The following is a 25,240-nucleotide window of genomic DNA, read 5'->3' as shown; positions in this document are numbered from 1 at the left end:
CTTGAAACTTGGGAGGTCACGATGCGGATAACCAAACGGACGAACATTGCGGTACGGCTGCTGATGTATTGTGCAGCTCATCAGGATAGGCTGGTTACCAAGTCCGAGATTGCCGAAGTCTGCAATATTTCCGAGAACCATCTTGCGCAGGTCATCAATCAGCTAAGCCAGTTGGACTATCTTAGCACCCAACGCGGTCGTAACGGTGGTATGGTTCTGGCGCGTTCGGCCGAACAGATCCGGATCGGATCGGTGTTTCGTGATGTCGAAGGCAACCTGCCGCTGGCCGAGTGTTTTGCGGATGCCGACAACACCTGCCCATTGACGGATGCATGTCGATTGCGGATGGCGCTTCAGGACGCGGCTGAGGTCTTCTATGCCTCACTGGACGAGATCACGCTCGACGCCCTGATCTGCGACAACGATCCTTTGCTGCAGATCCTGCAACCGGTTGCCTGCGCGCGCGCCGGTTAATCGCTGGCACGCAGGATGCGGGCAGGGCGGACGGCCAGGGGACGCAGGGCAAAGATCAGCCCCGCGCCAAGCGTCACGATGATGCCCGCCAGAACAATTCCGATTGCGGACGGCCAGATCACCGAGAATTTCGTGTCGAAAATATAGGTGGCAACGGCCCACCCACCTAGGATGCCGGTCAGTAGCGCAACGCCACCAGCAGCCGCGCCCAACAGCGCGGCGCGCAGGGCAAAGCTGAACAGGATGCGCCGCCGGTCCGCGCCCAGTGTTTTGAGGATGGCGGCCTCATATCGGCGCGCGGGTTCCCCGGCCGCGGCAGCACCGATGAGGACCAAGAAGCCGGTCAGCAGAGAAATACCCGCGCCATAAGACGTGGCTGCTGCGATGCCCGCCAGCAGGCCCGAGACGCGGTCAATCGCATCGCGCACCCGGATCGCCGTTATGTTGGGGAACTTCCCGGCCAAATCGCGCAGAATTGCAGTTTCGGCCTTTTCTTCGGCATAGACCGTCGCGATGAAACTGTGCGGGGCACCTGCAAGGGCCGATGGGTTCATGGACATGATAAAGCCCATACCTGCGTTTGAAAAATCAACCTCGCGCGTTGATGTAAGTTCTGCGGTAATGTCCCGGCCCAAAATATTCACGGTCAATTGGTCGCCGAGTTTAAGGCCCATTTCTTCCGCCTCCTCGGCTGCGAAACTCACCTGCGGGGTACCGGTATAGTCTTCGGCCCACCATTCGCCCGAGGTTATGCGCGCGTTATCAGGTGGCCGGACGGAATAGGTGATGCCCCGGTCGCCATCCAGTACCCAATGATCGCCTGCCACTTCGCGGGCGGGCTTGTCGTTGATCTGCGTTATGATCCCGCGCAGCATCGGTGCGCTTTCGATCCGGCTGACGCCGGGGTCGGTGGTTAACCTGTCGTTAAAACCCGGCATTTGGTCCTTCTGGATGTCGACGAAAAAGTAAGACGGGGCAACGTCCGGCAAGTTGCCGGAAATTGCATTGCGCAAGGTGCCGTCGATCTGCCCAACGGCCGCCAGAACCGAAAGCCCAAGACCCAGAGACAGTACAACGGATGCAGCGCCCTCGCGAGGGTCGGAAATGGCCGACAAGGCCCACCGAAGGGCCGGACGCCCGCGCGCTGATGGGGCGCTAAGCCGAGCCAGCCGGCGCACCGCATAGGCCGCAGCGGACAGCAGCAGCAACGCGCCCACCAACCCTCCGGCGGTCCAGAACGTCAGGCGCGCCGAGCCGCTGAACCAGGCAGCTGACGCGATCAGCAGCGCGAGGCCGGAACCAGTTGCGATGAGGTATACCCCTCGTGGAACCGCACGTGCCGAGGTCAGAGCATCCCGAAACAGGGTCGCTGCGCGGACGTCTTCGGTGCGGGCAAGGGGCCAGAGCGTGAACAGAAAGGCCGTCAGTAAACCGTACAACGCTGCTTCGGCAAGCGGTGCCGGATAAAATGAGAAAACCGCGGGTACAGGCAACCGGGCTTCAATCAAGGGGGCCAGCAGCAGCGGCAGCAACCCGCCCAAGGCAAGGCCCAGCAAGATCCCGATCCCCGACAGGACACCGATCTGGATCATATAAGTTTGGAAAATTGTCGCCCTGTCAGCGCCCAGAGTGCGCAATGTCGCGATAGTCTCGGTCTTTTGCGACAGATAGGCGCGCACAGCCGCCGATACTCCGATACCGCCGACTGCAAGGCCTGATAACCCGACCAGAACCAGAAATGCGCTGAGCCGCCCGACGAATTCCGCAATCCCCGGCGCTCCGTTGCGAGCATCGGTCCATCGCATACCGGTGCCCTCAAAATTCTGACGCGCTTCTACCGCTAGATCTTGCAGATCGGTTCCTGATGGCAGGGCCAGGCGGTATTTGGTGGAAAACAGAGTTCCCGGGGCCAACAGGCCGGATGCTTGCAAGTCTTCGGTCCGCACCAGCGTGCGAGGGCCCAGACCAAAGCCATCTGCCGCCCCGTCCGGTTCATGGATCAATGCGGCGGTCAGGATGAATTCCTGCGTCCCCAGTGCAAAGCGATCTCCGACGGAAAGGCTTAGCCGATCAATAAGCGACGGGTCCATAACTGCGCCCGGAAGCCCTTGATGCGTCCCTAAAGCCGCCGACAGGGGCAGTGCAGGCTGCAAAACCGGAGACCCCAATAACGGGTAGGTGTCGTCGACTGATTTAACCTGTGTCAGCGCGCGTTGCGTTTCAGCGCCCTGATCAGCAACAGCCATAGAGCGAAAATCGACCACTTCAGAGACAGCTGTCCCGGTCTGGTCCATCCAGGCGCGTTCGTCATCTGTGGCAAATCGGTAGGTGAATTCCAGTTGCGCATCCCCGCCCAACAGGGCCGCGCCTTCTTCGGCCAATCCAGCTTGGATCGCGTGGCGCACCGATCCAACTGCTGCGATTGCGGCGACACCCAGCGCAAGACACGCGAGGAAAACGCGAAACCCATGCAGCCCGCCCCGAAGTTCACGGCGTGCCAGACGCCCGGCCAGCCGAAAGCTCATTCCGCAGCCTTTTGCTGGCTGTCTTCCGAAATTCGCCCGTCGCGCAAGCGTACAACCCGATCGCACTTGCGCGCCAGACTATGACTGTGGGTTACAAGCACCAGAGTGGCGCCGTGTTTGTCGCGCAGGCCGAACAATAAATCGACGATAGCCGCGCCGTTCGTTTCGTCCAGATTTCCTGTCGGTTCATCCGCCAGCAAAATTTGCGGACGCGGCGCGGCGGCCCGGGCCAGCGCAACGCGTTGTTGTTCGCCGCCCGACAATTGCGCCGGATAATGATCGCGGCGGTGCGACAGGCCAACCGCGTCAAGTTCTGCCGCAGCGCGTTGAAACGCATCCTTGTGTCCGGCCAATTCCAGCGGCGTGGCCACATTTTCCAGGGCGGTCATTGTTGGGATCAGATGAAAGTTCTGAAAGACGACCCCCATCGCATTGCGTCTGAAACGGGCCAGAGAATCCTCATCCATGCCAGTCAGATCCTGGCCAAGGGCTGTGATCTTGCCCGCGCTTGCCTGTTCCAACCCGCCCATCAGCATCAACAGCGAGGATTTGCCGGACCCGGACGGTCCGACAAGCCCAAGCGTTTCGCCTTTGGCGACGGTCAGGGTAATATCGTGCAGGATATTGACCCGGCCGGCATTGCCATCCAGCGACAAAGCGGCATTTTGGAGCGAAAGAACTGGTGTCGTCATAAGTACGTCCAAAAGGAGACGGTCATTTTGGGATATGGAGTTGTTCAAAAAATGCGCAAGGCTCTGATGGCTTTACTGTTTGCGTGTTGCGGCTTTGCCGCCACAGCGGAACCGTTGGTCATCGCGGCCCTCGGGGACTCGCTGACACAAGGATACGGGCTGCCGGAACAGGACGGGTTCGTACCACAGTTGGATCAATGGCTGAAGGATCAGGGCGCAGACGTGCAATTGATCAATGCCGGAGTTTCCGGGGATACGACAGCTGGCGGCGCGGCCCGTGTGGATTGGACGCTTACACCTGACGTGGACGCGATGATCGTAGCGCTGGGCGGCAACGATCTGCTGCGCGGTATCGACCCGGCTGTCTCGCGCGCGCACCTTGAGACAATCGTAACCTCCGCCCGGGTGGCGGAGGTTGAGGTGTTGCTGATCGGAATGCAGGCACCGGGGAATTACGGGGTCGATTACAAGCAGGCCTTTGATGCGATGTACCCGGATCTGGCCAAGGCATATCAGCTTGTGTTTGCGGAAAGCTTTTTTGAAGGGTTGCAGCCAAACGGCGACCCGAGCGCAGTCCGGCAGTTCATGCAACCGGACGGAATTCACCCCAACAAAGAAGGCGTGGCGCGGATTGTAGCAGCGCTTGGGCCTTACGTGCTGGAGCTGGTCGAAACCTCGACCAAGCAGGATTGAGAAGATGCCCGGGCGATTTTTTCTGACACGGCCAATGTCTGAGATCGCCCAGTTTTTGAATGTCCAGTGTGACGTGGACCCACAGCCGCCGCGAAGGAACATTCAACCGGGTCAGGAACTGATCGTTCTGACTACCCAAGGTCTGACGCCCATGCGTTGGGGCATGATCCCGGTTGGGCGCGTCAATGCGCGCGGTCGACCGGTGATGGAAACCATAATCAACGCCCGATCCGAAACCGTCTTTGACAAAACCGCCTTCGATGGCGTTGGCCGAGCCGTTGTTCCAGTCGACGGGTGGTACGAGTGGATAGGCGAAAAACGTCGAAAAACAGCATGGCGCATCGCCTCGGCGGATGGCTCACCTCTGTTCTTCGCTGCGATCACCGACAGTTGGCAGGCTCCGGGCGGTCTGCGGGTTGACCAGTTTGCAGCTGTGACCTGCCCACCTAATGCTGATCTGGAGCCGATACACCATCGAATGGGCGTCCTGCTGCAACCTGCCGACATTCAGACATGGGTTACAGGAACCGAGGACGACGCCAAGGCTCTGGCGCAACCTTGGCCGGACGGGTTGTTGCAGATCGAAGAGGCGACGGACGTAGACTGGTCCGGGTCGTGACCGCCTCAGACAACCGTGACCACAGTTCCCACCGGTACACGCTCATACAAGTCGATGACATGGGCGTTCAGCATCCGAATGCATCCGTTTGAGGCCGCGCGCCCGATGGTTTGCGGTTGCGTCGTGCCGTGGATACGGAAATAGGTGTCGACCCCATTCTGAAACAGGTAGAGCGCGCGTGCCCCCAGCGGGTTTCCATCTCCGCCCGGTTGAACATAATCATTGTCCTTGAACTTGGCGTAAGTCAGCGGTTCACGTTCGATCATCTCGTTCGTGGGGCGCCATGTCGGCCACTCTTTCTTGACGTCGATCGTGGCTGTGCCGGTGAATTCCAAACCTGCCTTGCCAACGCCGCACCCATAGCGGATCGCCTTGCGCGGTTCTGTGATGAGATACAGGTAGAAGGACCGTGGCGCGACCAGAAGCTGCCCCGGCAGAAATTGTTTCTTGACCCGAACGAACTGGGGCGTGGGGTCGTATTCAACGGCTTTCTTCTTGGCCGAAGCAATACCGGGTGTCAGGCCAGCGGCAGCAGATGCTGCAAGGAAAGTGCGACGTGTGAACATATCGGTTCTCTTAAGGACAACAGGAAAATCGTAAACCAGTGTCGGAATGATAACCGATCTGGTCAATCATCTGCCAAGAGTAACCGTATTGTGATGTAATCGCAGGGACACACTTGTGTTGCAGTTTTGTCCCGCGTGATGTGAAAAGGGCAGAGGTAACCTCTGCCCTTTCATGGCCTTAGGCCAGTGCGATATCGTCGGCGCTTTCGCGGCCGTCACGACCAGCGCGCAGCTCGTACGTGACTTTCTGGTTGTCGGCCAGACCGGTCAGGCCCGAACGCTCGACAGCCGAGATGTGAACGAAGATGTCTTTGCCGCCATCCTCAGGTGCGATAAAGCCAAAACCTTTGGTGGTGTTGAACCATTTTACGGTGCCTGTGGGCATATCCGTTGTCTCCTGTTTAGTGCTGCCCACGGAGTTGCGGCAGCCCGGCGTCGTTGTCTGTATCGATAGACTGAGCGCCGGAAACGGTGACAGTGGGTCGAAATAGAAAAACGTAAGCCCCATTGATATGGCATCGGGGTGGGCGTGTGACAAGGGATTTTGTGCGTTTCGTACAAGGGTTTGAGGGCCAGTTTCCCGATTTGCACAAGAATCCGCCGATGGGTTTGGCTATTGGTTCAGCGGTCTTTGATAAGGAAAGGCCATGCGATCTGTGCGCTGAGTGGGCATCTAGAAAACTCCAACCAAGCCTGTGATCAGGTTGCAGCATGAGCAATCACTGCCGCATCCGCATTCCCGGAGCCAAGTACTTTTTTGCCGCGTCTCTGGCCGATCGATTATCGGATTTGTTAGTACGCGAGTTGGAGCAATTGCGCGCGGCCTTTGTGGTGACGCGTTTGTTGTGTTGCCGGATCATCGGCACGCGGTTTGAACCTTGCCGCCGGGAGATGTGGATTATTCGACACGGTGGCGGTTGACCAAAATTCGGTTTGTACGGGGTGTCGGCGTATTCGGTCCGCGGGGCGGGTCGAAAGTTGTCGAATAGAAACGTGGGATTTGGCAACGCAGGTTTTCGGAGCACTGGATCCGTGATGAGCGAGATTTTCGTAATCACATGGCACATTGCTGGGGTAATCCTGTCAAACACGGTTTTTAGAGCTTCCAACCCATAGGCCGAATTCGTCCATTCACCACGATATTGGTGCGGGTCGCGTTGATCTGGAATGGAGTGGCATCGCCACCAAAAGGGAGATTGTCGAACCGTAGGATGGGTGATTTCACCCATCACTCCTCTGCAGAACCTAAGTTTAGAACCCCGACAATCCGCAAAAGAAGCACTTAAAACTATCAGCAAAAAATAGTGCCGTAACGTCACGATAGGGGCGGTGGCATGAGCTTTAGTTCGCAAAGCCACATCACAAAAAGACTTTTTGACTGGCTGTTCAAAAATGACGCAGAACGCGGATTTCTTCCCCGTTGGCACTTGATCATTCTTTCATATGTACGCTGCACCGCTGCGGGTGGCCACTCACGGAAACACGGTCCTTGAGCCGACGTCCACCGCACGCTCGGATCGGCCCGCAGCGGAACATTGCAACGAATATTCAGTTTTAACAATTTCGAGAAACCCAACACGCACGGTGAAAGATATGTTTTTCAAGTCGATCTTAGACCACATTTTCAAATCAGCGGAGCAGGAAAATTCGGTGCCAAAAGAGCTTGCCGGGAAAACGCAAATTGCGAACTCTGGAGCGGTTAACAAAAAGGAACTGACTGTGCTTTTTGGAGATGTTCTGAACGAGAAGCAGGTTCGGAGTGGTGAAAACCAACAGCCAGTCGGCCAGTCGCAAAAGTAACTGACTTCCGTAGACTGTTGTAAGGCACAGATCGAGAACGCGCGGACAACGTGACTTGTGTTGTGAGAGGCTGAACTCCGACCGGCTGCTTAAGGCTCACAAATGGTCTGGAGAAGCTTAGAATAACAGCCGCACACGCCAGTCAAACCGTATTACCGATATCTACGTTGTTACTCATTTCAATCAGGCTATTTGAGGCCCGGAATCAAATACGTTGGTTCCGGGCTTCAATCTAAGTTCTTACCGCGCAAACTTCTTATGCTTCAACCGCTTGGGCTCCAGCGCATCCGGTCCAAGGCGGCGCTTTTTGTCCTCTTCGTAATCCTCAAAGTTGCCCTCGAACCATTCCACATGGGCATCGCCCTCGAACGCCAGAATATGCGTGCAGATCCGGTCCAGGAAAAAGCGGTCGTGCGAGATGACCACGGCGCAGCCGGCGAAATCGACCAGCGCGTCTTCCAACGCACGCAGGGTTTCGACGTCCAGATCGTTGGTTGGTTCATCGAGCAGCAGGACGTTGCCGCCCTCTTTCAGCAGGCGGGCCATGTGGACGCGGTTGCGCTCACCGCCGGACAGCAACGAGACTTTCTTCTGCTGATCGCCGCCCTTGAAGTTGAAGGACGAGCAATAGGCGCGAGAATTGACCTGCGCGTCGCCCAGTTGGATGATCTCGGCACCGCCAGTAATCGCCTCCCACACGGTGTCGCTGTCGGCAAGGTCGTCGCGGGACTGGTCGACATAAGACAGCTCGACCGTGTCGCCCAGCGTGATGGTGCCGCTATCGGGCTGTTCCTGACCGGTGAGCATCTTGAACAGGGTCGATTTACCGGCGCCGTTGGGGCCGATTACACCGACAATGCCGCCGGGGGGCAGGGCAAAGTCCAGCCCCTCGATCAGTTGCTTGTCGCCCATGTGTTTCGACAGACCCTCGACCTCGATCACCTTGCCGCCAAGGCGCTGGCCGTTGGGGATGACGATCTGGGCGCGGGTCAGCTTTTCGCGTTCGGACTGTTCGGCCAGCTCGTTGTAGGCGTTGATCCGGGCCTTGGATTTGGCCTGACGGGCCTTTTGGCCCTGACGCATCCAGTCCAGTTCGCGCTGCAGGGTTTTCTGCTTGGACTTGTCCTCGCGGGCTTCCTGTTCCAATCGTTTGGCCTTTTGTTCCAGCCATGCGGAGTAGTTGCCCTCGTAAGGCAGGCCCCGACCACGGTCGAGTTCAAGGATCCAGCCGGTGATGCTGTCCAGGAAATAGCGGTCGTGGGTGACGATCAGGATAGTGCCCTTGTAGTCGATCAGGTGTTGCTGCAGCCAGGCGATGGTTTCGGCGTCCAGGTGGTTGGTCGGTTCATCGAGCAGCAGCATGTCGGGGGCCTGCAGCAGCAGTTTGCAGAGCGCGACCCGGCGTTTCTCACCGCCCGACAGGTTGGCGATGTTGGCGTCGTCTGCTGGGCAGCGCAGCGCCTCCATCGAGACGTCGATCTGGCTGTCGAGGTCCCACAGGTTTTGGCTGTCGATCTCGTCCTGCAGTTTGGCCATCTCATCAGCGGTTTCGTCGCTGTAGTTCATCGCCAGTTCGTTATAGCGATCAAGGATCGCCTTCTTTTCGGCCACGCCTAGCATGACGTTTTCTCGAACGCTGAGGGTTTCATCCAGTTTCGGTTCCTGCGGCAGATAGCCGACCTTGGCACCCTCGGCGGCCCAGGCCTCGCCGGTGAAGTCCTTGTCGAGGCCCGCCATGATCTTCATCAACGTCGATTTACCCGCGCCGTTGACGCCTACAACACCGATTTTCACACCGGGCAGAAAGCTCAGGTGGATGTTTTCAAAGCACTTCTTGCCACCGGGATAGGTCTTGGAGACACCCTGCATGTGGTAGACATATTGATAGGCGGCCATGTCGCGTCCTCTGGGTCGGGGAAATCAAGTTGGGCGGTGTGATAGCGGATGCTTTGGGTGGGGGCAATCGCGGATGATTGCAACGGCACTATCTGATTTCCAGTGCGCTAGAGTCAAAGACCTCCAGATATTCGTCACATGTTTCTGGAAGGAGATACTCGGATATCAATAGCTGGCCTGGTCCCCATTCCACTTGGCTTCCAGAAGCAGCCTTCAATACAAGGTTCCACAGGTGCTGTTCGTCCGAACCAAAGCTAAAAACCTGTTGCAGGTTTTGTACCGTTACCTCGTTCCGTCTCATCGCTTCGTACACGCCAGGAGCGCAAACCTTCACGATTGCTGCAGTGACCAATATCTCGTCTGAAATGTGTTGCGGCCTGTTTGGTGGAAGCAAGGCAAGAACTGACAGGATCCGTTGAATAGTCCTTGGGGTCATAGGTGTCGGACCTTTGTAAAGCTTTAGCAACGCACCTGTTATTTCGTGAATGGATTTGGGTATCTGCATTTGGCCAGACGCGTGAAGGAAGTAGAGTTCATAGTCCTGAGTGTACTGAATGCGTCGCGGCAGTTTCATAACGATAGAGTAGAACTTCTGAAGATAAGTCGCCGCATCTACTTTGCTCCCATACCGTACACGAACACTGTTCTCCAATTCCGATAGGTTTACCCCCAATACGAAGTGAACGCCTGATACGTTGAAGAAGTGCTTGATGATCTCCAGCAGCGAAAGTGCATAGTCCGGGCGGCACCTGTCCAACTCGTCAATTACAACGATGAGTTTTCGTGTTGGGGTTTCATCCTCGTTTGGTTCTGTCAAATCAATAAGTGCTTGACGGAAACCTTCCATAGCTACGCGTTTTCCGCTCTCTCTTTTCCAGAACTCGGCTATTTCGCCGTCTAGCTCGCTGGAAACGGTGTTGATAGCGGCATCTGCCAATTCGTCTGCCTGAGTTACGAGGCCCGCCGTTGCCACTGAAACCCCAGTGCGCACAAGCGCGCGGCCGAGGGCGGGGGCGACTTGTTTGGCTTTTTTCCAAGCCTTCTGAGCGGTTTTGTCATCTGCTTCTTCGAACCGTTCGGCAATCGCTCCGGTCAGCGCAATCAAAGGATCGTCCAGAAAGTCATGTTCGAACGCGTCGAAATAAACGGTTTGAGTCGTGTTCCCGTCACGTTTCAGATGCTCTCCAACCCAACACTTTAGGAATAACGATTTGCCGCCCCCCCACGCTCCGTCCAAAGCAATCACAAGTGGGTCGTCGACGCGCTCAACCAGTTCCGATAGTTTTTCGCCGGTGGGTTTGCGTGAGAGTTTGTCGTGTTCGTCAAACCCATCTTTGTAAAGCTTGATTTTGGGTTCGGGAATGGTCGGGCGCATGTTTGGCTCCAATTCACAAATCAATCAGCGCTGCTATTAGCGGCTGCCTCGGGAACGGCCAGACTGCTAGATGAGGGGAGGTGTGAAATTCTCGGAGCCTTTTTTGTCCTTAAAAGATCTCATTGCCGGTTGGTCGCAGCCGGGTCATATTGAATGGATCGGTCTTCGGTCTGAGCGGCGGTCGGAGATGGTTGTTGTGAACGAGGTCGTGATTTCCAATGACGGTCTCGACGGCGACCGCAGCCGCGCGGGCAAGCGGGCGGTGACTTTGATTCAGCAAGAACATCTGGCGGCGATCGGATCCTATCTTGGGCGGGGTGCCGTCTCCCCGGACATCCTACGGCGCAATCTGGTGGTGTCAGGGATCAATCTGGCGGCGCTCAAGGGGCGCGAGGTGCAGGTGGGGGAGGCCGTTTTACGCATCACCATCATCTGTGCGCCTTGCAGCCGGATGGAAGAGGCGCTGGGCACAGGCGGGTACTCTGCCGTGCGCGGCCATGGGGGATGGTGCGCCGAAGTGCTGCGGCCCGGGCGGGGCAAGCTGGGCGATGAGGTTCGACCGATTGATTGACAACGTTGTCCAGTTCTGAACATCAGCAAGGCATGGATCGTTTTAGTATTCCATACGCGCGGCCCGGGCAGGTCATCGGGCTGTTCGGAGGGTCGTTTGACCCGCCGCACCAGGGGCATGTGCATGTCACGCTTGAGGCGATGAAGGCGTTTGGACTGGATCGGGTGTGGTGGTTGGTGTCTCCGGGCAACCCTTTGAAGGCGCGGGGGCCTGCGCCGCTTGCGCAGCGAATGGCGGCGGCGCGTGGGCTGATGCAACACCCTGGGGTCGAGGTGACGGATATCGAAGCGCAGACTGGGACGCGGGCCACGGCGGATACGTTGGCCGAACTGCGGCGTCTTTATCCCAAAGTGCGGTTTGTCTGGATCATGGGCGCGGATAATCTGGCGCAGTTCCATAAGTGGAAGAATTGGCGGTTGATCATGGACAGCGTGCCTGTCGGTGTGATTGCGCGCCCCGGCGACCGGATTTCTGCGCGAATGTCCCCTGCTGCGCGGCTTTACGCCAAGTACCGCATAGATGGGCAGGCGCGGCGTCTGCTGGGGCGCGCCGATGCGCCCGCGTGGTGTTTCGTGAACGTACCGATGGTCGATGTAAGTTCCAGCCAAATCCGGGAGCGCGGTGGCTGGGGCGCTGAGGTGTTGCCGGAATAGCCCCATGCGCGCATAATCTATATCTGTGGTTGTGCGTATTTAATCTGTGAGATTTTATTCGACTTATGACTGATCGATTTTCTCGACGTGGATTTTTAGCAGGGCTGGGGGCAGCTTTGATCCCTTCTGCTGTGCTGGCCGAGGCGCCTTTGGTCTCGTTGCGCCCTCAATTGCGAGGCGACGTACCGACCGGGGTCGAGCGACTTGTCCAAGCGGCCGGGTTACGTGGTGAGGTGGTGTTCGCGGTGGCGGATGCAACAACGGGCACGCAGCTGGAAGAGTTCAGCGGCGATCAGGGGCTGCCGCCGGCAAGCGTGGCCAAGGCGCTGACAGCTCTTTATGCGTTGGATGTCTTGGGGTCGGACTACCGGTTCGAGACCGCCCTGATGGCGGATGGACCGATCGAAAATGGTATCCTGAAAGGTGACTTGATCCTTGTGGGAGGTGGCGACCCGCTGCTGGACACCGATGCGTTGGCCAATTTGGCGGCGAATTTGCGCGAGGCTGGGATTTCCGAAGTTCAGGGTGCGTTCAAGGTTTATGAGGGGGCGCTGCCTTATGTGTTCAGTATCGATCCGGGGCAGCCGGATCATCTGGGCTATAGTCCTTCAATCAGTGGCATATCGTTGAATTTCAACCGGGTGCACTTTGAGTGGAAACGTGATGGTACCCGCTATGACGTGTCCATGGATGCGCGCAGCGCGCGGTACAAACCGTCGGTCGATGTGGCCTCTATGCAGATTGAGAAACGAAAAGCGCCTATCTACACCTATGAATCCAGCGCGCGGCAGGACCGCTGGACCGTGGCGCAAGGGGCGCTTGGTACTGGTGGGGCGCGGTGGTTGCCGGTGCGCAAGCCTGCGCTTTATGCGGGGGATGTGTTCAGGACGCTGGCGCGCGCGAATGGGATCCAATTGGGTCGCGTGCAGGTCATGCGCGAAACACCGAAGGGAACCTTGCTTGTGGTGCATCACAGTGACCCGCTGGATAGTATACTGCGCGGCATGTTGAAGTATTCGACCAACCTGACGGCTGAGATGGTTGGTATGGCGGCCTCGCAAGCGCGCGGCGCCAACTTGCAATCATTGGCGGATTCTGCGGCCGAGATGAACCGTTGGGCGACCGAGACATACGGTGTGACTGGGATCGCCATGGTGGATCACTCGGGCCTGGGTGATGCGTCCCGAATGGCACCGGGAGATTTGGTAACAGCTCTGGTTGCTGCGAAACAGGCGGGCGCATTGAAACCCTTGCTGAAAAAATTCACCCTTGCGGACAGTCAGGGACGGCCCGTTCAAGACCACCCGATCAAGGTTGATGCTAAAACCGGTACGTTGAACTTCGTATCCGGCCTTGGAGGTTTCATCACAGCGCCGGGCGGTTCCGAACTTGCCTTTGCGATTTTTACTGCAGATGTCGACCACCGTGCCACGATTCCGCGCGCGCAGCGCGAACGACCACAAGGCGCGCGAAGCTGGAACAATCGCTCGCGCAAACTCCAACGCGCACTGATCGAGCGCTGGGGGTCTATGGCCGGAAGCTAAGATCAGGTAGTGTGACGTGCCCGAGCGCCGCGTTCGATCGCGGCGGCATGCAGGCGATCAATGCTCAGCTCGTAACGAATTTCTTCAAGCAGGCGCAGCTCGGATTCCGCCAACGAGCCGTCGGCGGCGGCCACATCACAGGCCAGCGCATAGGCGGTTTCGTTCAGCCGTTCGGGCAGGTTGTCACGGATCAGGCCGAACAGCGCATCCAGCCCGTCTTCTTGTTCAAACAGGTCAAACACAGTTTGCGAAACGCGGCGGGTTCGGTCGATGTCATACTCGGCAAAAACCGGCAGCATATTGACCGCGCCTTCGATCTTGACCAGCTCAGCGGTGCGGATGGTCTCATCAGACGCAGAGATTGCAACCATGATCGCTACAAGGCAATCCTGTGGGGACATTGGATGGGGTACTTGTTCGGTCATGGTGTCGTCCTGATTAGGCTTTCTGCGTCAGCACGATAGGTGGGCAAGCGGGCAGGTTCAACGGGTTTCGCTTCGGCGAGGCTAGAGAATGGGCAAAGGACCGCGCGTTTTGGTTTGCCGCAGTACAAAATTGCTGCGTGTGTCGCGCACAAGGCCGGATTTCAATAGTCGCTGCATAATGAAGTGCTCAAGTTCCTCTGGGGTTTTGGCGTAGACTTTCAGAATGAAATCATGATCTCCGGTGATCGAGGCACACTCGACGATCTGAGGTTCGGTTTCAATCAGGCGCAGGAACGCATTGATGCTGTCCTCTTGATGTTCGCGCAAAGCCACGTGGACATAGGCGATGGCGTTCAGCCCAACGGATTTGGCGCGCACCTGCGCTGTGTAGCCAGAGATTATATCAGTGGCCTCAAGGTCGCGCACTCGCCGCCAGCACTGCGACGCGGATAGCCCTGTGCGATCTGCTAGGTCCTGCATGGACTGGCGGCCATCCATTTGAAGCTCTTGCAAAATGGCGATGTCGGCAACTTGAAGCGTTTGTTTCATAAAAAATCACTCCGCGATATGTATTTGCCAAAACTTTCAGATTTATCTGCGACTATAAACCAATTTTCTCAATCCAAGGGGGTAAACTCTTCACAAGGAGAAAAAGTGATGCCCAAGTCGACCAAATATATCGCCAAGATCGCCGATGCGCGCGGCCATATCGCGTACACGTCAGAAGAGGATGCGGTTTGGGCCGACCTTTACGCAGCCCAAGAGGAAAATGTTCAGCGCTATATGGCGCAGGACTATCTGGACGGGTTGAAAAGACTGGATCTGCCCAAAACCACCGTGCCGTCTTGTGCCGATATCTCTGAACGGCTTCTGGATATGACCGGCTGGCGGGTCCAACCGGTGCCTGCGCTGATCGGGTTCAAGACTTTTTTCGGCATGCTGGCGGACAGGGTCTTTCCCGCCGCATCCTTTATCCGCTCGCGCGAAGATTTCGACTATATCGAAGAGCCTGACATCTTTCACGAGATTTTCGGTCATACGCCCCTGCTGAGCGATCCCCGCTTTGCGGCTTTCAGCCATGCCATTGGGAAGGCCGGGGTACAGGCCAGCGACAAGGATTACTCTTGGCTGATCCGACTGTACTGGTTCTCAATCGAATTTGGTCTGCGTCGTCAGGATGGTGAGATCAGGGCACTGGGCTCAGGGCTTGCGTCTTCGCCGACCGAGCTTGTCTATGCTGTCGAGAGCGATATCCCCGATCGGGACCCGTTCGACATTATGGCAATCCTGCGCACGCCCTATCGGATCGACATGCACCAAATGGGCTATTTCGTGTTAAACTCACCTGAGGAGTTGTTTGCAGCTGCCGAGCGCGACCTGTTGCAGGACGTGCGCAAAGCTCAATCCCTTGGATTGCTGCCGAACAAGTTTCCGGAAAAAGCAACCGCAGCGGAGTAAACGGATCATGACCACATCAGGAGAAACCTGCAGTCTGTCGGACCGTACTTGTGTGCCCTGTTCCGGCGGCGTCCCGGCTTTGACTCGCGATGAGGCCAACACCCATTTTGCGGAGCTCTCGTCCGACTGGCAACTGGACGTGGATGCAAAGATGCTGAGCCGGCACTTCAAGTTCAAAGGCTTTGCCAAGGCGACCTATCTTGCAAATCTCTGCGCTTGGTTGGCCGATCAGCAGGGGCACCATCCGGAAGTCTGCTTCGGGTGGGGATATGTGGATGTCAAACTGACGACCCACGAAATCGGCGGCCTCAGCGAAAATGACTTTATCTGGGCTGCGAAACTGGACCAGTTGACAGCTTAAATCGTCCTTTCCATCAGGAAAAACAGCGCGCTTTATTGACTCATGCTGCACCGGCACAATAGGAGGGGTCGGTCGGTTGCATCGGGCGACCGACACTGTTTTTCCCGATGGAGCAAATCTGATGTCTGAACTGCGTGAAACCGCGATGTCGTCCAAGGCCTGGCCTTTTGAAGAGGCGCGCCGGTTGCTCAAACGCTATCAGAAAGGTGCTCCGGAAAAGGGATACGTGCTGTTTGAAACGGGCTATGGTCCCTCAGGTCTGCCGCATATCGGCACGTTTGGCGAAGTGGCGCGAACGACGATGGTCAAACGCGCGTTCGAGGCGCTGTCGGACATCCCGACGAAGCTGATCTGTTTCTCGGATGATTTGGACGGCATGCGCAAGGTGCCAACCAATGTGCCAAACCCCGAGATTCTGGAACAGCACTTGCAGCGCCCGCTGACCTCGGTGCCAGATCCCTTCGGCACGCATGACAGCTTTGGCGAACATAACAACGCGATGCTGCGCCGTTTTCTGGATACGTTTGGTTTCGAGTATGAATTCTACTCGGCCAAGGAATTCTACGAGTCCGGACGGTTTGATGAGATCCTGAAGCGTGCGGTTGAGCGTTATGACGAGATCATGGCGATCATGCTCAAAAGCCTGCGGGACGAACGTAAGCAGACCTATTCAATCTTCCTGCCGCTGCACCCCGAAAGCGGGCGGGTCATGTATGTGCCGATGAAAAAGGTCTGTGCTGAGACCTACACCGTGACCTTTGACGATGAGACCGGTAAAGAATGGACGGTTCCTGTCACAGGCGGCCACGTCAAGCTGCAGTGGAAGCCGGATTTCGGCGCGCGCTGGGCTGCGCTGGGCGTTGATTTCGAGATGTACGGCAAGGAACACGCCACGAACGAAAAGATCTATGACGCGATCTGTCGTGCGCTGGGTGGCCGCGCGCCCGAGCATTTCTCGTATGAACTGTTCCTGGACGAAAACGGTCAGAAGATCTCCAAATCTTCGGGCAATGGTGTGTCGATCGACGAATGGCTGACCTATGCGCCGACCGAAAGCCTGACTTACTTCATGTATCAAAAGCCCAAGACGGCCAAGCGGATGCATTTCGACGTGATCCCGAAGGCATATGATGAATATCATCAGCAATTGAGGGCGTATCCGGGACAGGATCTGAAAGCACAGCTGAACAATCCCGTCTGGCACATTCATGGCGGGAACGTTCCGGAATCCACCCTGATCGTGCCATTCGCGATGCTGCTGAACCTGGCGTCTGTGTCCGGGGCCGAGGACAAAGAGGCGCTGTGGGGCTTTATCCGTCGTTATGCGCCCGAGGCCACGCCCGACACGCACCCGGATCTGGATCAGGCTGCTGGCTTTGCCGTGCGTTACTTCAACGATTTCGTCAAACCCACCCGCCAGCACCGCGCGCCGACCGATCACGAACGCGAAGCGCTGGAGGCTCTGAAAGCCGCGCTTGAGGCGTACGATGGCCCGGTCGAGGACGAGTCGCTGCAATCGGTGGTGTATTCCATCGGGCGGGAACGGTTCGACCCGATGCGCGGCTGGTTCACTGCGCTTTATGAGGTGCTGCTGGGTGCCTCGCAGGGTCCACGCTTTGGCGGGTTTATTGCCCTTTACGGCGTGCCGGAAACCATCGCATTGATCGACAAGGCTTTGGCCGGGGATCTGGCCTGATTTGACCTGAAACCGCATGGGCCTACCCTTTCATCAGGAGGTGACCCCATGCGTCGTTTACTACTTGCTGTATCACTCAGTGCCGGACTGGCTACGGGCGCGTTTGCCCAAAGTGCCGAGATCGAGGCAAATATTGCGGCGCAAATACAGGCGTTTAAGGCGGATGATTTTGCCACTGCCTTTACCTTCGCAAGCCCCAACATCCAGAGCTTTTTCGGAACGCCTGAGAATTTCGGAGCGATGGTTCGCAATGGCTATCCCATGGTCTGGAGACCTGCAGATGTTCGCTTTCTGGAACTGCGAGAGGTTGCTGGCGCATTGTGGCAGAAGGTTATGGTCACGGATGGCAATGGACAAGTGCACGTTTTGGATTATCAGATGGTTCGGCAGGAAAACGGCTGGAAGATCAATGGTGTGCAGCTTTTGGGAAATTCAGATCCAGCTGCATGATGCAACACCACCGTCACGGTGATATGAGCGGCGGTTAATCCCTATTCGGTACTCAGACTTTTGCGTTCGGGCAGCCCCGGACACTGGGTTTGTGCGCGCGGCGACCTGCTGCGGGCGATTGGGAAAGGGATTTCTATGAACAAGGCAATCACCGACGGCATCGTCTTCATGCCGCCTGCTTTCGCGAATGGTCTGAGCGTCTGGTCCAGAGGCGACGGGACACCGGGTTCGCCAACCTATAATGGGGCACCGAATGGGGCATTCGTTCCGGCAGACCCGGATTTCGGCGGTTGCCTTGAAATCCTGAAGGTGCAGGCAACCCAGCAGCTTCGCTACATGGGACAGACGCCCCTGATCCCGGGGTGCTATTTGCAAATCAAAGCACGTGTCAAAGCCATCAGCGGTCCTTTGCCCCAGGTTCGTATTGCGGCCTGGGCTGGCGGGGCAGGTGACCAGCAGGTAAACGGCGTCGTTGATCAGGGGCCGGTCACGCAGCTATCGGGCTATGGCACCGTCCATGAAATCACAGCTATCGTTGGCAATGGTCAACGCTCGGGCGTCGACATGCCCTGGGGCGTTGCTGCGCTTTATGGGCATTTCGGCCTGAATATCGATGGTGCCAACGGTTCGCTCGTTCGGGTCGATGATATCGAGATCACCGATGTCACCAGCATCTTCCTGCGCGAAATGATCAGCACTGTCGACGTGCGTGATTATGGTGCAATCGGCGATGGCGTCGTCGACGATTCCGTAGCGTTCGAAGCAGCGGATCAGGCGGCCGGCGGTCGCCGGATCTATGTTCCGAAGGGGACGTATTTGCTGGCGCAGAACACATCGATGTCGTCCGAGATGGATTTTGAAGGCACCATCACCATGCCTGACGACAAGATGTTATTGTTGACAAAGAACTTCGACCTTCCAGCGTATATCGCGGCATTTGGGGATGAAGAACTGGCGTTCAAAAAAGCGTTTCAGGCGTTGCTGAACAATTCGGACCATGAATCGCTGGATATGGGCGGGCGTAAAATCTCGGTTACGGCGCCGATTAACATGGCCGCCGCCGTTCCGAACCGGCAGGGCGGTTTTTCGACCCGGCGCATCATCCGTAACGGGCAGTTCGATGTCAAAAGCAGTGCGGCCTGGGATACCGAGACGTTCACCTCGGTCGCAACCTACAACCCGGCGGATTCGACCAAGCTGACCAATGTGGAGAACATCGCCAATATTCCGGTTGGCGCGCTGGTGCAGGGCAATGGTGTTGGGCGTGAAATCTATGTGCGCTCCAAGGATGTCGGTGCCGGAGAGATCAGGCTGAATGACCCGCTCTTTGATGCGGCGGGGACGCAAACCTTCACGTTCCAGTCGTTCAAATACCTGTTGGATTTCAGCGGTTTCAGTACGTTGCGCAAATTTGGTATGGAAGAGATCGAATTTCAGTGCAACGGCCGCAGCAGCGCGATCCGGCTTGCGCCGTCCGGCAGTACCTTCGCGGTGACGAATTGCTTTATCAGCCGGCCCAAAGATCGCGGCATCAGCTCGCACGGGACCGGATGTCAGGGGATGTTGATCGACAATTGCCAGTTCCTGTCGACCGAAGAATCCTTCAACGTGTCCGACCGCAAATCCATTGCGTTGAATGCCAATGCAAACGATATCAAACTACGGCACAATCGCGCCGTGCGGTTCCTGCATTTTGCTGTGTTGGCCGGATCCAACAACCTGATTTTAGGCAACCACTTTTTCCAAGGAGACAGCATTCCGCAGGGTATCCGCAGTGCCGGGCTGATCATGACCGGGACTTATAACAGCTCGACCATTTCCGAAAATTATGTCGACAACTGCTTTGTCGAATGGACCAACGAGCGGGATGCAAACCCGGTCTACACAAGCGGATATTCCTTCAGTTCGATGACAATTTCGGACAACATCTTTTATGCCAGCGAAGTCGCGCCGTGGTTCAGTCAGATCGTCATTCGCCCTCATGGGGCCGGGCACTATCTGAACGGAGTGGTCGTGACCGGGAACAAATTCAGGTCAAGCAGCGGTCGTATCGACCGGGCCGACCGCGTCGATACCAGCTTTGCCGATCTGAACCATTCGGCGCATCTGAACGTGATTTTCGAAGACAACACGTTCAATGGCATCAACGCAAAGGTGGAAAACCCGTTGCGGATCCGACGCTCGCAACAATCGGCATCTTCGGTTTGGACCATTCCTGCTGACGGCCGGTTGCCCTTTGGCGGCAAGGCACGCGGATGCGATGCGGTTACGGTGTTGGGGCCGCTCAGAAATGCGGGCGGGCAGATCGTTCATGCCACGCCCTATGTCGAGCTAGAGCAGGGCGCAAATCAGGACACCATCCAAATGCGCTGGCCTTTGCCCGTCAGTGGGTCGGTGTCGGCCATCATGCGTATGGAATACTAAGCGGCCCCCATCACGGGCGTCTTAGAATGTATTCCAGATAGCCAGCCTGATGCCCGTATTCTTGCGGGCATCATTGCGTTCCAAGCCCAGAACCCATGTGGTGGGGCTGTCCTTGGTGCGGATCATGATTGAGGGCTTGATCCTCCAGTGCAGGGGGTGGTCGCTTTGGTACGCGGTTTCGATCTGCAGCAGGGGGTTAATAAGGCGCGGGGATGACAGGCCTGCAGTAAGGTCCAACTTGCGATATACCGCATCATGCGTTCGAAATTCCAGTGCAGCGTCAATGGCGATCCAGCCATTGCCCCAGCCGGTCTGAAACCCCTTGCCGTACGAGAGCGTGGCTTTGTACAAGGCCCAGGCTCGCATCTGGCGATGATGGGCACCGATTGCAATCTCGGCAGCAAAGCGCCCTGACTTTTCGAATTCGGCGACAGGCAAGCGGGCAAACACCAGAGCATGCCCATAAATGTCGCGGTGCTCTTCAACGTCCAGGCCAAGCGTTAGCTTCTCCCGCAACCCGTACTCGGCATAAAATGACCCTTTGTAGTCGTATCCGTAATCCGGTTCCTTAAACGCCGTTACGGCAGTCGATACAAAAGCTGCGCCCTTGTCCCGCAACCAAGCGCCAGACCAGGCTGGTGAGGCTGCCAACAACAAAATCAGAAGGATTGAAACCTGGCGCATGCGCGCAGCATCCGCCAGCATGGTTAACGGATCGTTAGGATTTGGCCGAATTCTGCAGGAATTCTATGCCGCTGAATGACAAAGGAAACACAAGACCTTTTCAAAACCTATGTTAAGTTTGAAACAGATAGAGGAGAATCCAGATGCCGAAGATTGCCAAAGACGCCAGCGTCCAGACAGTTATCACGACCTTTGAGATGACGCCCGGCACCTGCCAGGACTTGCTGGAAGCTCTGACAGACGCTTATGCGGAATTCATCTCGAAACAGCCCGGATTTGTCGCTGCGGGACTGCACGTGAATGACGCGCAGACGCGGATCGCCAACTATTCGCAATGGGAACGCCGCGAGGATTTTCTGGCCATGCTGCGCACCACGGAAATGCGAAACCGCAATCGGCAGATTAACGAGCTGTGCAAAAGTTTTGAGCCGGTGATGTATGAGGTGGCCGGGACTTTTGGTGGAGCCTGATCTGAATCAATGCCTAACAGCCTGAGATGGTGCAGGATTCAGGCGTGAAAACGGAGGTGCGCGTCATGTATCACAATATTCTTGTCCCCATTTCCTTTGATGCCGAAAGGGATATCTCGGGGCCGTTGAAGCTGGCCGAAATACTGGCGACATCGGATGCGCAGGTCACGTTGCTGCACGTGGTCGAACACATCCCGAGTTACGCCATTTCCTACATGCCGCCAGAGTATCTGGCCGAGGCACGCAAGGCGCTGCAGATGGAACTGGACGCGCTTGCCGAAAAACTGCCCAACGCCAATGGTGTTCTGGTCGAGGGTCATTCGGGCCGGACAATTCTTGATTGGGCGGTCGAACATAAGCCCGACCTGATCATCATGGCGTCTCACCGTCCCGGGATGCAGGATTTGTTGCTGGGTTCCACGACCAACCATGTGGTGCGCCATGCGGCCTGCGCCGTTCATGTGGTGCGCTGATCGGTCCAGATATCGGTTGGGGCAAGGCGCCATGCCTTGCCAAAGCCGCCGTTCAAAACGGCATCGGAAATGGTGTACGTGACAAACCCGAAATCGGTGAAGTCCGCATAAAGCTTGGCTTTGGGCCTCAGGCTCAGATACCGCGCGCGCAGCGCGGCGTGTTTCTCTGTCTTTCTGGCGACGAGCTGCGCGTTGGCATGCAGCGTCAGCCTTGGGTGCGTCAACGGATCGCCTGTATCACCGGGCTCACCAATCAACAGCGCACAGGCCGGATTGGTGGTCAGTGCCCGGGTATGGTCGGCCAGGGTTGAGATCAACGTGACCGGCCGCCCCCGATCATCCGTTGCAAGGGCTACGCGCGACACAGAAGGTAACGCCGTATCAGGGTGCAACACGGCCAGCGCGCCGAACGTCGCGTTTTCGATCAGGTCGCGTGCCATTTGGCAGGCTGATTCATCGACCGGGCGATACGGGTCGGTTTTGGTCATCGGTGTTTTAGCCTTGGGGGTACATCCGGATGCAACATTATCCGCATAGCGACCTATACGCGAGAGGGACATTCGGGTCTCGGTTTTGCCACAAATCCGGGTTAGGTGTCCGGTATGGCGCTCAATGATTCCGAGCAAGGCTCGAATAAGAAAAACTCAAGAGCCGCAGCGCGACATCGGCGCGCGGATGCGCAGCGCAGACGGGCGCTGTCGCCTTTTCGTATTATTATCATGATCCTTATGTTGCCCGCGACCACTGCGGCGATCGCGGTGGGTGTTTTTTTGCGGACATCAGAATTCGAAGGCCCCGATGCCCTGTTGCATCTGGTGGCCTTGGCTGGCTGCCAGGCCGCCGAAGCCTTGGTGCCGGGGCCGTACTGGGACGGTGAGCCGGGATACCACACGCGCAACGATACGGATGGAGATGGTGTGGCCTGCGGGGCGACGGCTCCTCAGTTCGCAATCCCCCAACCGGCTGCGGACCCTCAACCGGCTGCGACGGCGCCTCAACGGCAGGTGGGTTCGGCCAAGTTCGTCCGGCCCTGATCACCTCGATCCGAAACATTCGAATCTATGCTATAGTGCGCGTGACGCGCCGCTTCGGCCGTCAGTGGGGGATTTCGCCCTGAAAGGGAGGAAAGTCATGTTTGCACGTATTACGCAGTTCAAAATGAAGCCTGGCATGCGGGATGCTGCCGAGGCCAAAATGAATGAATTGAAAGATCAGATTATGGGCATGGAAGGTATGCACAGCTTTACCAATGTCATGAATGAAGACGGTACCGGATTTGTCGTCGCAGTTGTCCAAAGCGAGGAAACATCAAACGCGAACGCGTCCAAAGTGGCCAAACTTTGGGGACATTTTGCCGAGTTTCTCGAAGGTCCGCCGTCGCCTGCAGGGTATGACGTCGTGGTCCACTGGGACAAGGGATAATACCTCGCCCAGCGCTTGCCAAAAGACACGCAATCGCCAAAATTGGGCTGATGACCCGCGATGAATTCAACAGCTTTTGTGCCAACCTCAAGGCCACCACCCATGTAGTGCAATGGGGCAATGCGGATGTATGGAAAGTGGGTGGCAAGGTCTTTGCGCTCTGTGGCTGGAATGACGGCAAGGATGCCTTCACCTTCAAAGCAACCGATCTGGCCTTTGAAGTGCTGGGGGGCGAACCCGGCATCCGCCCAGCGCCCTATCTGGCGTCGCGGGGTATGAAATGGCTACAGGTCTATGACGAACGCGGCATGAGCGATGCGTCGCTGCGCGAGCATATCGTGACGTCCTATGATCTGGTCGTGGCCAAGCTGACCAAGAAATTGCGGGCGGAATTGGGTGTTTAGCCCTTCATCGCCTGCAGCAATTCCAGCAGTTGTTTTCGGTCGCCGTCATCCGTGTAGTCACCGGTGGCCAGACGCTCGGCAATGCGCAGGCGCAGGCGTTCTTGCTGGGTGCGCACCTCTTCGCCTGCGGTCTCAGCCAGAGTTTTCATGATCATCGCCACCGCTTGTTGACGCTTGGTGGTGGGGTTGGCGATATAGTCGACAAGGCTCTGTTGCCCGGAATCGAGGATGTTTTCGGCCAGATCGCGCAGCTGATCGCCATTGGGCAGCAGCGGGGCGGGGGCGTCCGCGGGCGGTAGGATTTCCGGCACGCTGCGCGGGGTCTCGGCCAGAGCGTTTGCGCCGTCGACAAAGGCCTCGGTAATCATCCGCGTGATCTTGATGGCGCGCGGGTCCTTGAACAGGGCCGAGGCGATGGCCACGCCGTAATCCGTATAGACCCACGGATTGACCCGCCGCCCACCACGTCCTTTGGGTTTTGAGATCACATTCTGTGATTGCAAATCGGCGACCTCGGCATCGGTCAGCCGAAAGCGGTAGCCCTCGAACAGGTCCTTGTTGCGCGAGACGGCCTGATTGAAGGCGCTGACGGATTTTTCGTAGAACTGCGCCAGATCCTCGGCCAGCACCACGCGGGTGCCGCGCACCCGGTGAATGGCGCTTTGGACCTCATGCGTGCTGGGCAGATTTTTGGGTTTCGTCATGGCAACCGATTGGAATCACAATTTGTGATTTCAAACGTGGAGGAATGCGCGCTGGGCTGCAAGTTTGAAGCGTGGGGGAGCGCGATGGATGTATCGGAAGCTCGGTCCACGGTTGCCTTAAGAACTATCCACTAAATTGCGTCGGCTTTGCTTGCAGTAGAACCTGGCCAATTCAGGATTGCCCCGACCAAACCGAGAGTCAGGCGGCAACGAAACCCAGTCCCGCTGCCTATAGCTCCAAAGATAGGGCCAGTCGCTAGAATCACATGCGTAACCATGGGGATTTCTGTTGTCCGAATAACCTTCTCTGGCGGATCGAAAAAAAGAGTATTGCTCGAAGACTAGTAAGTCGGCTTCTTTTGCTTGTGACGCCATTCGCTCTTTCACAATTGAGTTCTCAATTGAGGCGGGTACAAAAACGGCCAAGATAGAACCTGCAAAAGTGACCAAAACTCGTGTAATCCTTGCGGTCATGAATGCGAGAACCAGTGTTGCCATCAAGACTACTAGGGCGCCCACCAAAAAGTAGTTAAGGTTTGCGGCAACGAGATCTGGAAGCGCATAAAACCAGACGAAGGGCCACAAAAACAGTGTCAGTAGGTGCGAAAATGGATCGCCTATCGGGTTGCCAAAGCACAGTATTGCAGTAATTGAAAACGCAGATGCCAGCAAAAAAATGGATCGAACGATTGTCGGTTCTCGCTTCCCGGTAAAAACACTGAGCCATACCCAAATTGTTGTTATGCCTATGCTGAGCGCGAGAAGAAAAAACAGGCAGATGGCGACTATAGCACCCATGAGATCGAACAACTTTTAGTTAAATGTTTCGATTAAACAGCTCACAATTTGTTCGCTTTAGGG

The 25,240-nt window shown here is 56.9% G+C and carries 31 protein-coding genes; 18 read left to right on the top strand and 13 right to left on the bottom strand.

Annotation, left to right across the window (positions count from 1 at the left end):
• Positions 1-21: 21 nt before the first annotated feature.
• Positions 22-474: an RrF2 family transcriptional regulator gene (locus AC2FI9_RS10475; RefSeq protein WP_282169762.1), complete on the top strand. Its 453-nt coding sequence runs from the start codon at positions 22-24 to the stop codon at positions 472-474.
• Here the strand turns inward: AC2FI9_RS10475 and AC2FI9_RS10470 are convergent.
• The gene (locus AC2FI9_RS10470; protein ID WP_496767417.1) at positions 471-2,999 is read right to left on the bottom strand and encodes an ABC transporter permease; all 2,529 of its coding nucleotides are present in this window, start codon (positions 2,997-2,999) and stop codon (positions 471-473) included. The genes AC2FI9_RS10475 and AC2FI9_RS10470 overlap by 4 nt on opposite strands.
• The gene (locus AC2FI9_RS10465) at positions 2,996-3,691 is read right to left on the bottom strand and encodes an ABC transporter ATP-binding protein (RefSeq protein WP_496706040.1); all 696 of its coding nucleotides are present in this window, start codon (positions 3,689-3,691) and stop codon (positions 2,996-2,998) included. The genes AC2FI9_RS10470 and AC2FI9_RS10465 overlap by 4 nt, the downstream gene beginning before the upstream one ends.
• 66 nt (positions 3,692-3,757) lie before the next feature.
• Between AC2FI9_RS10465 and AC2FI9_RS10460 the strand changes: the two genes are divergently transcribed.
• Both AC2FI9_RS10460 and AC2FI9_RS10455 read left to right on the top strand, forming a co-directional pair.
• Positions 3,758-4,384: an arylesterase gene (locus tag AC2FI9_RS10460; protein ID WP_496767414.1), complete on the top strand. Its 627-nt coding sequence runs from the start codon at positions 3,758-3,760 to the stop codon at positions 4,382-4,384.
• Between the two features lie 4 nt (positions 4,385-4,388).
• Positions 4,389-5,003: an SOS response-associated peptidase gene (locus AC2FI9_RS10455; RefSeq protein WP_496767412.1), complete on the top strand. Its 615-nt coding sequence runs from the start codon at positions 4,389-4,391 to the stop codon at positions 5,001-5,003.
• A 5-nt stretch (positions 5,004-5,008) separates the two neighbouring features.
• On the opposite strand, the gene AC2FI9_RS10450 is transcribed toward AC2FI9_RS10455, so the two are convergent.
• Complete coding sequence (locus tag AC2FI9_RS10450; protein ID WP_058278724.1) at positions 5,009-5,569, bottom strand: L,D-transpeptidase; 561 nt, start codon at positions 5,567-5,569, stop codon at positions 5,009-5,011.
• Between the two features lie 178 nt (positions 5,570-5,747).
• Positions 5,748-5,954 (bottom strand): cold-shock protein, encoded by a 207-nt coding sequence (locus tag AC2FI9_RS10445; RefSeq protein WP_058273677.1) that lies wholly within the window; start codon positions 5,952-5,954, stop codon positions 5,748-5,750.
• 326 nt (positions 5,955-6,280) lie between these two features.
• Here AC2FI9_RS10445 and AC2FI9_RS10440 point away from each other — a divergent pair, with 326 nt between their 5' ends.
• Positions 6,281-6,490, top strand: a complete 210-nt coding sequence (locus AC2FI9_RS10440) for a hypothetical protein (protein WP_496738963.1) — start codon at positions 6,281-6,283, stop codon at positions 6,488-6,490.
• Between the two features lie 175 nt (positions 6,491-6,665).
• Here AC2FI9_RS10440 and AC2FI9_RS10435 read toward each other — a convergent pair whose 3' ends face one another.
• Positions 6,666-6,794, bottom strand: a complete 129-nt coding sequence (locus AC2FI9_RS10435; protein ID WP_496767410.1) for a hypothetical protein — start codon at positions 6,792-6,794, stop codon at positions 6,666-6,668.
• 359 nt (positions 6,795-7,153) lie between these two features.
• Between AC2FI9_RS10435 and AC2FI9_RS10430 the strand changes: the two genes are divergently transcribed.
• Positions 7,154-7,369, top strand: coding sequence for a hypothetical protein (locus tag AC2FI9_RS10430; RefSeq protein ID WP_496767408.1), 216 nt, complete (start codon positions 7,154-7,156; stop codon positions 7,367-7,369).
• A 240-nt stretch (positions 7,370-7,609) separates the two neighbouring features.
• On the opposite strand, the gene ettA is transcribed toward AC2FI9_RS10430, so the two are convergent.
• Together ettA and AC2FI9_RS10420 are read right to left on the bottom strand one after the other, a co-directional pair.
• Positions 7,610-9,265, bottom strand: a complete 1,656-nt coding sequence (ettA, locus tag AC2FI9_RS10425; RefSeq protein WP_496738966.1) for an energy-dependent translational throttle protein EttA — start codon at positions 9,263-9,265, stop codon at positions 7,610-7,612.
• A gap of 88 nt (positions 9,266-9,353) precedes the next feature.
• The gene (locus AC2FI9_RS10420; RefSeq protein WP_496767406.1) at positions 9,354-10,640 is read right to left on the bottom strand and encodes a KAP family P-loop NTPase fold protein; all 1,287 of its coding nucleotides are present in this window, start codon (positions 10,638-10,640) and stop codon (positions 9,354-9,356) included.
• A gap of 103 nt (positions 10,641-10,743) precedes the next feature.
• Here AC2FI9_RS10420 and AC2FI9_RS10415 point away from each other — a divergent pair, with 103 nt between their 5' ends.
• From AC2FI9_RS10415 to dacB, 3 genes are all read left to right on the top strand, one after another.
• Positions 10,744-11,211: an MOSC domain-containing protein gene (locus tag AC2FI9_RS10415; RefSeq protein ID WP_496767404.1), complete on the top strand. Its 468-nt coding sequence runs from the start codon at positions 10,744-10,746 to the stop codon at positions 11,209-11,211.
• 32 nt (positions 11,212-11,243) lie between these two features.
• Positions 11,244-11,864 (top strand): nicotinate-nucleotide adenylyltransferase, encoded by a 621-nt coding sequence (locus AC2FI9_RS10410; RefSeq protein WP_496767402.1) that lies wholly within the window; start codon positions 11,244-11,246, stop codon positions 11,862-11,864.
• Positions 11,865-11,929: 65 nt separating this feature from the next.
• Entirely contained in the window at positions 11,930-13,408 is a 1,479-nt protein-coding gene (dacB, locus tag AC2FI9_RS10405) for a D-alanyl-D-alanine carboxypeptidase/D-alanyl-D-alanine endopeptidase (RefSeq protein WP_496725898.1), read from the top strand.
• 2 nt (positions 13,409-13,410) lie between these two features.
• Here the strand turns inward: dacB and AC2FI9_RS10400 are convergent, their stop codons facing one another.
• Together AC2FI9_RS10400 and AC2FI9_RS10395 are read right to left on the bottom strand one after the other, a co-directional pair.
• Positions 13,411-13,833, bottom strand: a complete 423-nt coding sequence (locus AC2FI9_RS10400; protein ID WP_058273455.1) for a tellurite resistance TerB family protein — start codon at positions 13,831-13,833, stop codon at positions 13,411-13,413.
• 81 nt (positions 13,834-13,914) lie between these two features.
• Positions 13,915-14,382: an Lrp/AsnC family transcriptional regulator gene (locus AC2FI9_RS10395; RefSeq protein ID WP_496767400.1), complete on the bottom strand. Its 468-nt coding sequence runs from the start codon at positions 14,380-14,382 to the stop codon at positions 13,915-13,917.
• A 108-nt stretch (positions 14,383-14,490) separates the two neighbouring features.
• Between AC2FI9_RS10395 and phhA the strand changes: the two genes are divergently transcribed.
• The 5 genes from phhA to AC2FI9_RS10370 all read left to right on the top strand — a co-directional run bounded on the left by phhA (position 14,491) and on the right by AC2FI9_RS10370 (position 20,222).
• Entirely contained in the window at positions 14,491-15,291 is an 801-nt protein-coding gene (gene phhA, locus AC2FI9_RS10390) for a phenylalanine 4-monooxygenase (RefSeq protein WP_496767398.1), read from the top strand.
• 7 nt (positions 15,292-15,298) lie between these two features.
• Positions 15,299-15,652 carry a 4a-hydroxytetrahydrobiopterin dehydratase gene (locus AC2FI9_RS10385; RefSeq protein ID WP_496767396.1) on the top strand — a complete coding sequence of 118 codons (354 nt, stop codon included), beginning with the start codon at positions 15,299-15,301 and terminating at the stop codon, positions 15,650-15,652.
• Positions 15,653-15,773: 121 nt separating this feature from the next.
• A complete protein-coding gene (locus tag AC2FI9_RS10380) occupies positions 15,774-17,348 on the top strand; it encodes a lysine--tRNA ligase (protein WP_496767394.1) in 1,575 nt (524 codons plus the stop codon).
• Positions 17,349-17,396: 48 nt separating this feature from the next.
• On the top strand, positions 17,397-17,798 hold the full coding sequence (locus AC2FI9_RS10375; RefSeq protein WP_496725903.1) for a DUF4864 domain-containing protein: 402 nt from the start codon (positions 17,397-17,399) through the stop codon (positions 17,796-17,798).
• 135 nt (positions 17,799-17,933) lie between these two features.
• Positions 17,934-20,222, top strand: coding sequence for a glycosyl hydrolase family 28-related protein (locus AC2FI9_RS10370; protein WP_496767392.1), 2,289 nt, complete (start codon positions 17,934-17,936; stop codon positions 20,220-20,222).
• A 21-nt stretch (positions 20,223-20,243) separates the two neighbouring features.
• Here AC2FI9_RS10370 and AC2FI9_RS10365 read toward each other — a convergent pair whose 3' ends face one another.
• Entirely contained in the window at positions 20,244-20,927 is a 684-nt protein-coding gene (locus AC2FI9_RS10365; RefSeq protein ID WP_496767389.1) for a hypothetical protein, read from the bottom strand.
• Positions 20,928-21,049: 122 nt separating this feature from the next.
• Between AC2FI9_RS10365 and AC2FI9_RS10360 the strand changes: the two genes are divergently transcribed.
• Together AC2FI9_RS10360 and AC2FI9_RS10355 are read left to right on the top strand one after the other, a co-directional pair.
• Positions 21,050-21,376 carry an antibiotic biosynthesis monooxygenase family protein gene (locus tag AC2FI9_RS10360; RefSeq protein WP_058278712.1) on the top strand — a complete coding sequence of 109 codons (327 nt, stop codon included), beginning with the start codon at positions 21,050-21,052 and terminating at the stop codon, positions 21,374-21,376.
• 65 nt (positions 21,377-21,441) lie between these two features.
• The gene (locus tag AC2FI9_RS10355; RefSeq protein ID WP_496725906.1) at positions 21,442-21,849 is read left to right on the top strand and encodes a universal stress protein; all 408 of its coding nucleotides are present in this window, start codon (positions 21,442-21,444) and stop codon (positions 21,847-21,849) included.
• On the opposite strand, the gene AC2FI9_RS10350 is transcribed toward AC2FI9_RS10355, so the two are convergent.
• Positions 21,834-22,337: a HugZ family pyridoxamine 5'-phosphate oxidase gene (locus AC2FI9_RS10350; RefSeq protein ID WP_496767387.1), complete on the bottom strand. Its 504-nt coding sequence runs from the start codon at positions 22,335-22,337 to the stop codon at positions 21,834-21,836. The genes AC2FI9_RS10355 and AC2FI9_RS10350 overlap by 16 nt on opposite strands.
• 114 nt (positions 22,338-22,451) lie before the next feature.
• Here AC2FI9_RS10350 and AC2FI9_RS10345 point away from each other — a divergent pair, with 114 nt between their 5' ends.
• The 3 genes from AC2FI9_RS10345 (at position 22,452) to AC2FI9_RS10335 (ending at position 23,675) form a co-directional block, all read left to right on the top strand.
• Complete coding sequence (locus AC2FI9_RS10345) at positions 22,452-22,883, top strand: excalibur calcium-binding domain-containing protein (protein ID WP_496767385.1); 432 nt, start codon at positions 22,452-22,454, stop codon at positions 22,881-22,883.
• Positions 22,884-22,980: 97 nt separating this feature from the next.
• On the top strand, positions 22,981-23,271 hold the full coding sequence (locus AC2FI9_RS10340) for an antibiotic biosynthesis monooxygenase family protein (RefSeq protein ID WP_170414756.1): 291 nt from the start codon (positions 22,981-22,983) through the stop codon (positions 23,269-23,271).
• Positions 23,272-23,321: 50 nt separating this feature from the next.
• On the top strand, positions 23,322-23,675 hold the full coding sequence (locus AC2FI9_RS10335) for an MmcQ/YjbR family DNA-binding protein (RefSeq protein ID WP_496725909.1): 354 nt from the start codon (positions 23,322-23,324) through the stop codon (positions 23,673-23,675).
• Here AC2FI9_RS10335 and AC2FI9_RS10330 read toward each other — a convergent pair.
• Both AC2FI9_RS10330 and AC2FI9_RS10325 read right to left on the bottom strand, forming a co-directional pair.
• A complete protein-coding gene (locus AC2FI9_RS10330) occupies positions 23,672-24,379 on the bottom strand; it encodes an ORF6N domain-containing protein (protein WP_496767381.1) in 708 nt (235 codons plus the stop codon). The genes AC2FI9_RS10335 and AC2FI9_RS10330 overlap by 4 nt on opposite strands.
• Before the next feature lie 117 nt (positions 24,380-24,496).
• Positions 24,497-25,189 (bottom strand): hypothetical protein, encoded by a 693-nt coding sequence (locus AC2FI9_RS10325; protein ID WP_496767378.1) that lies wholly within the window; start codon positions 25,187-25,189, stop codon positions 24,497-24,499.
• Between the last annotated feature and the right edge of the window lie 51 nt (positions 25,190-25,240).

It is taken from the genome of Ruegeria sp. CDSA246, from assembly GCF_059611225.1.
Note: the sequence above shows the minus strand (reverse complement) of the source record. Positions and strands in the feature narration are given on the sequence as shown.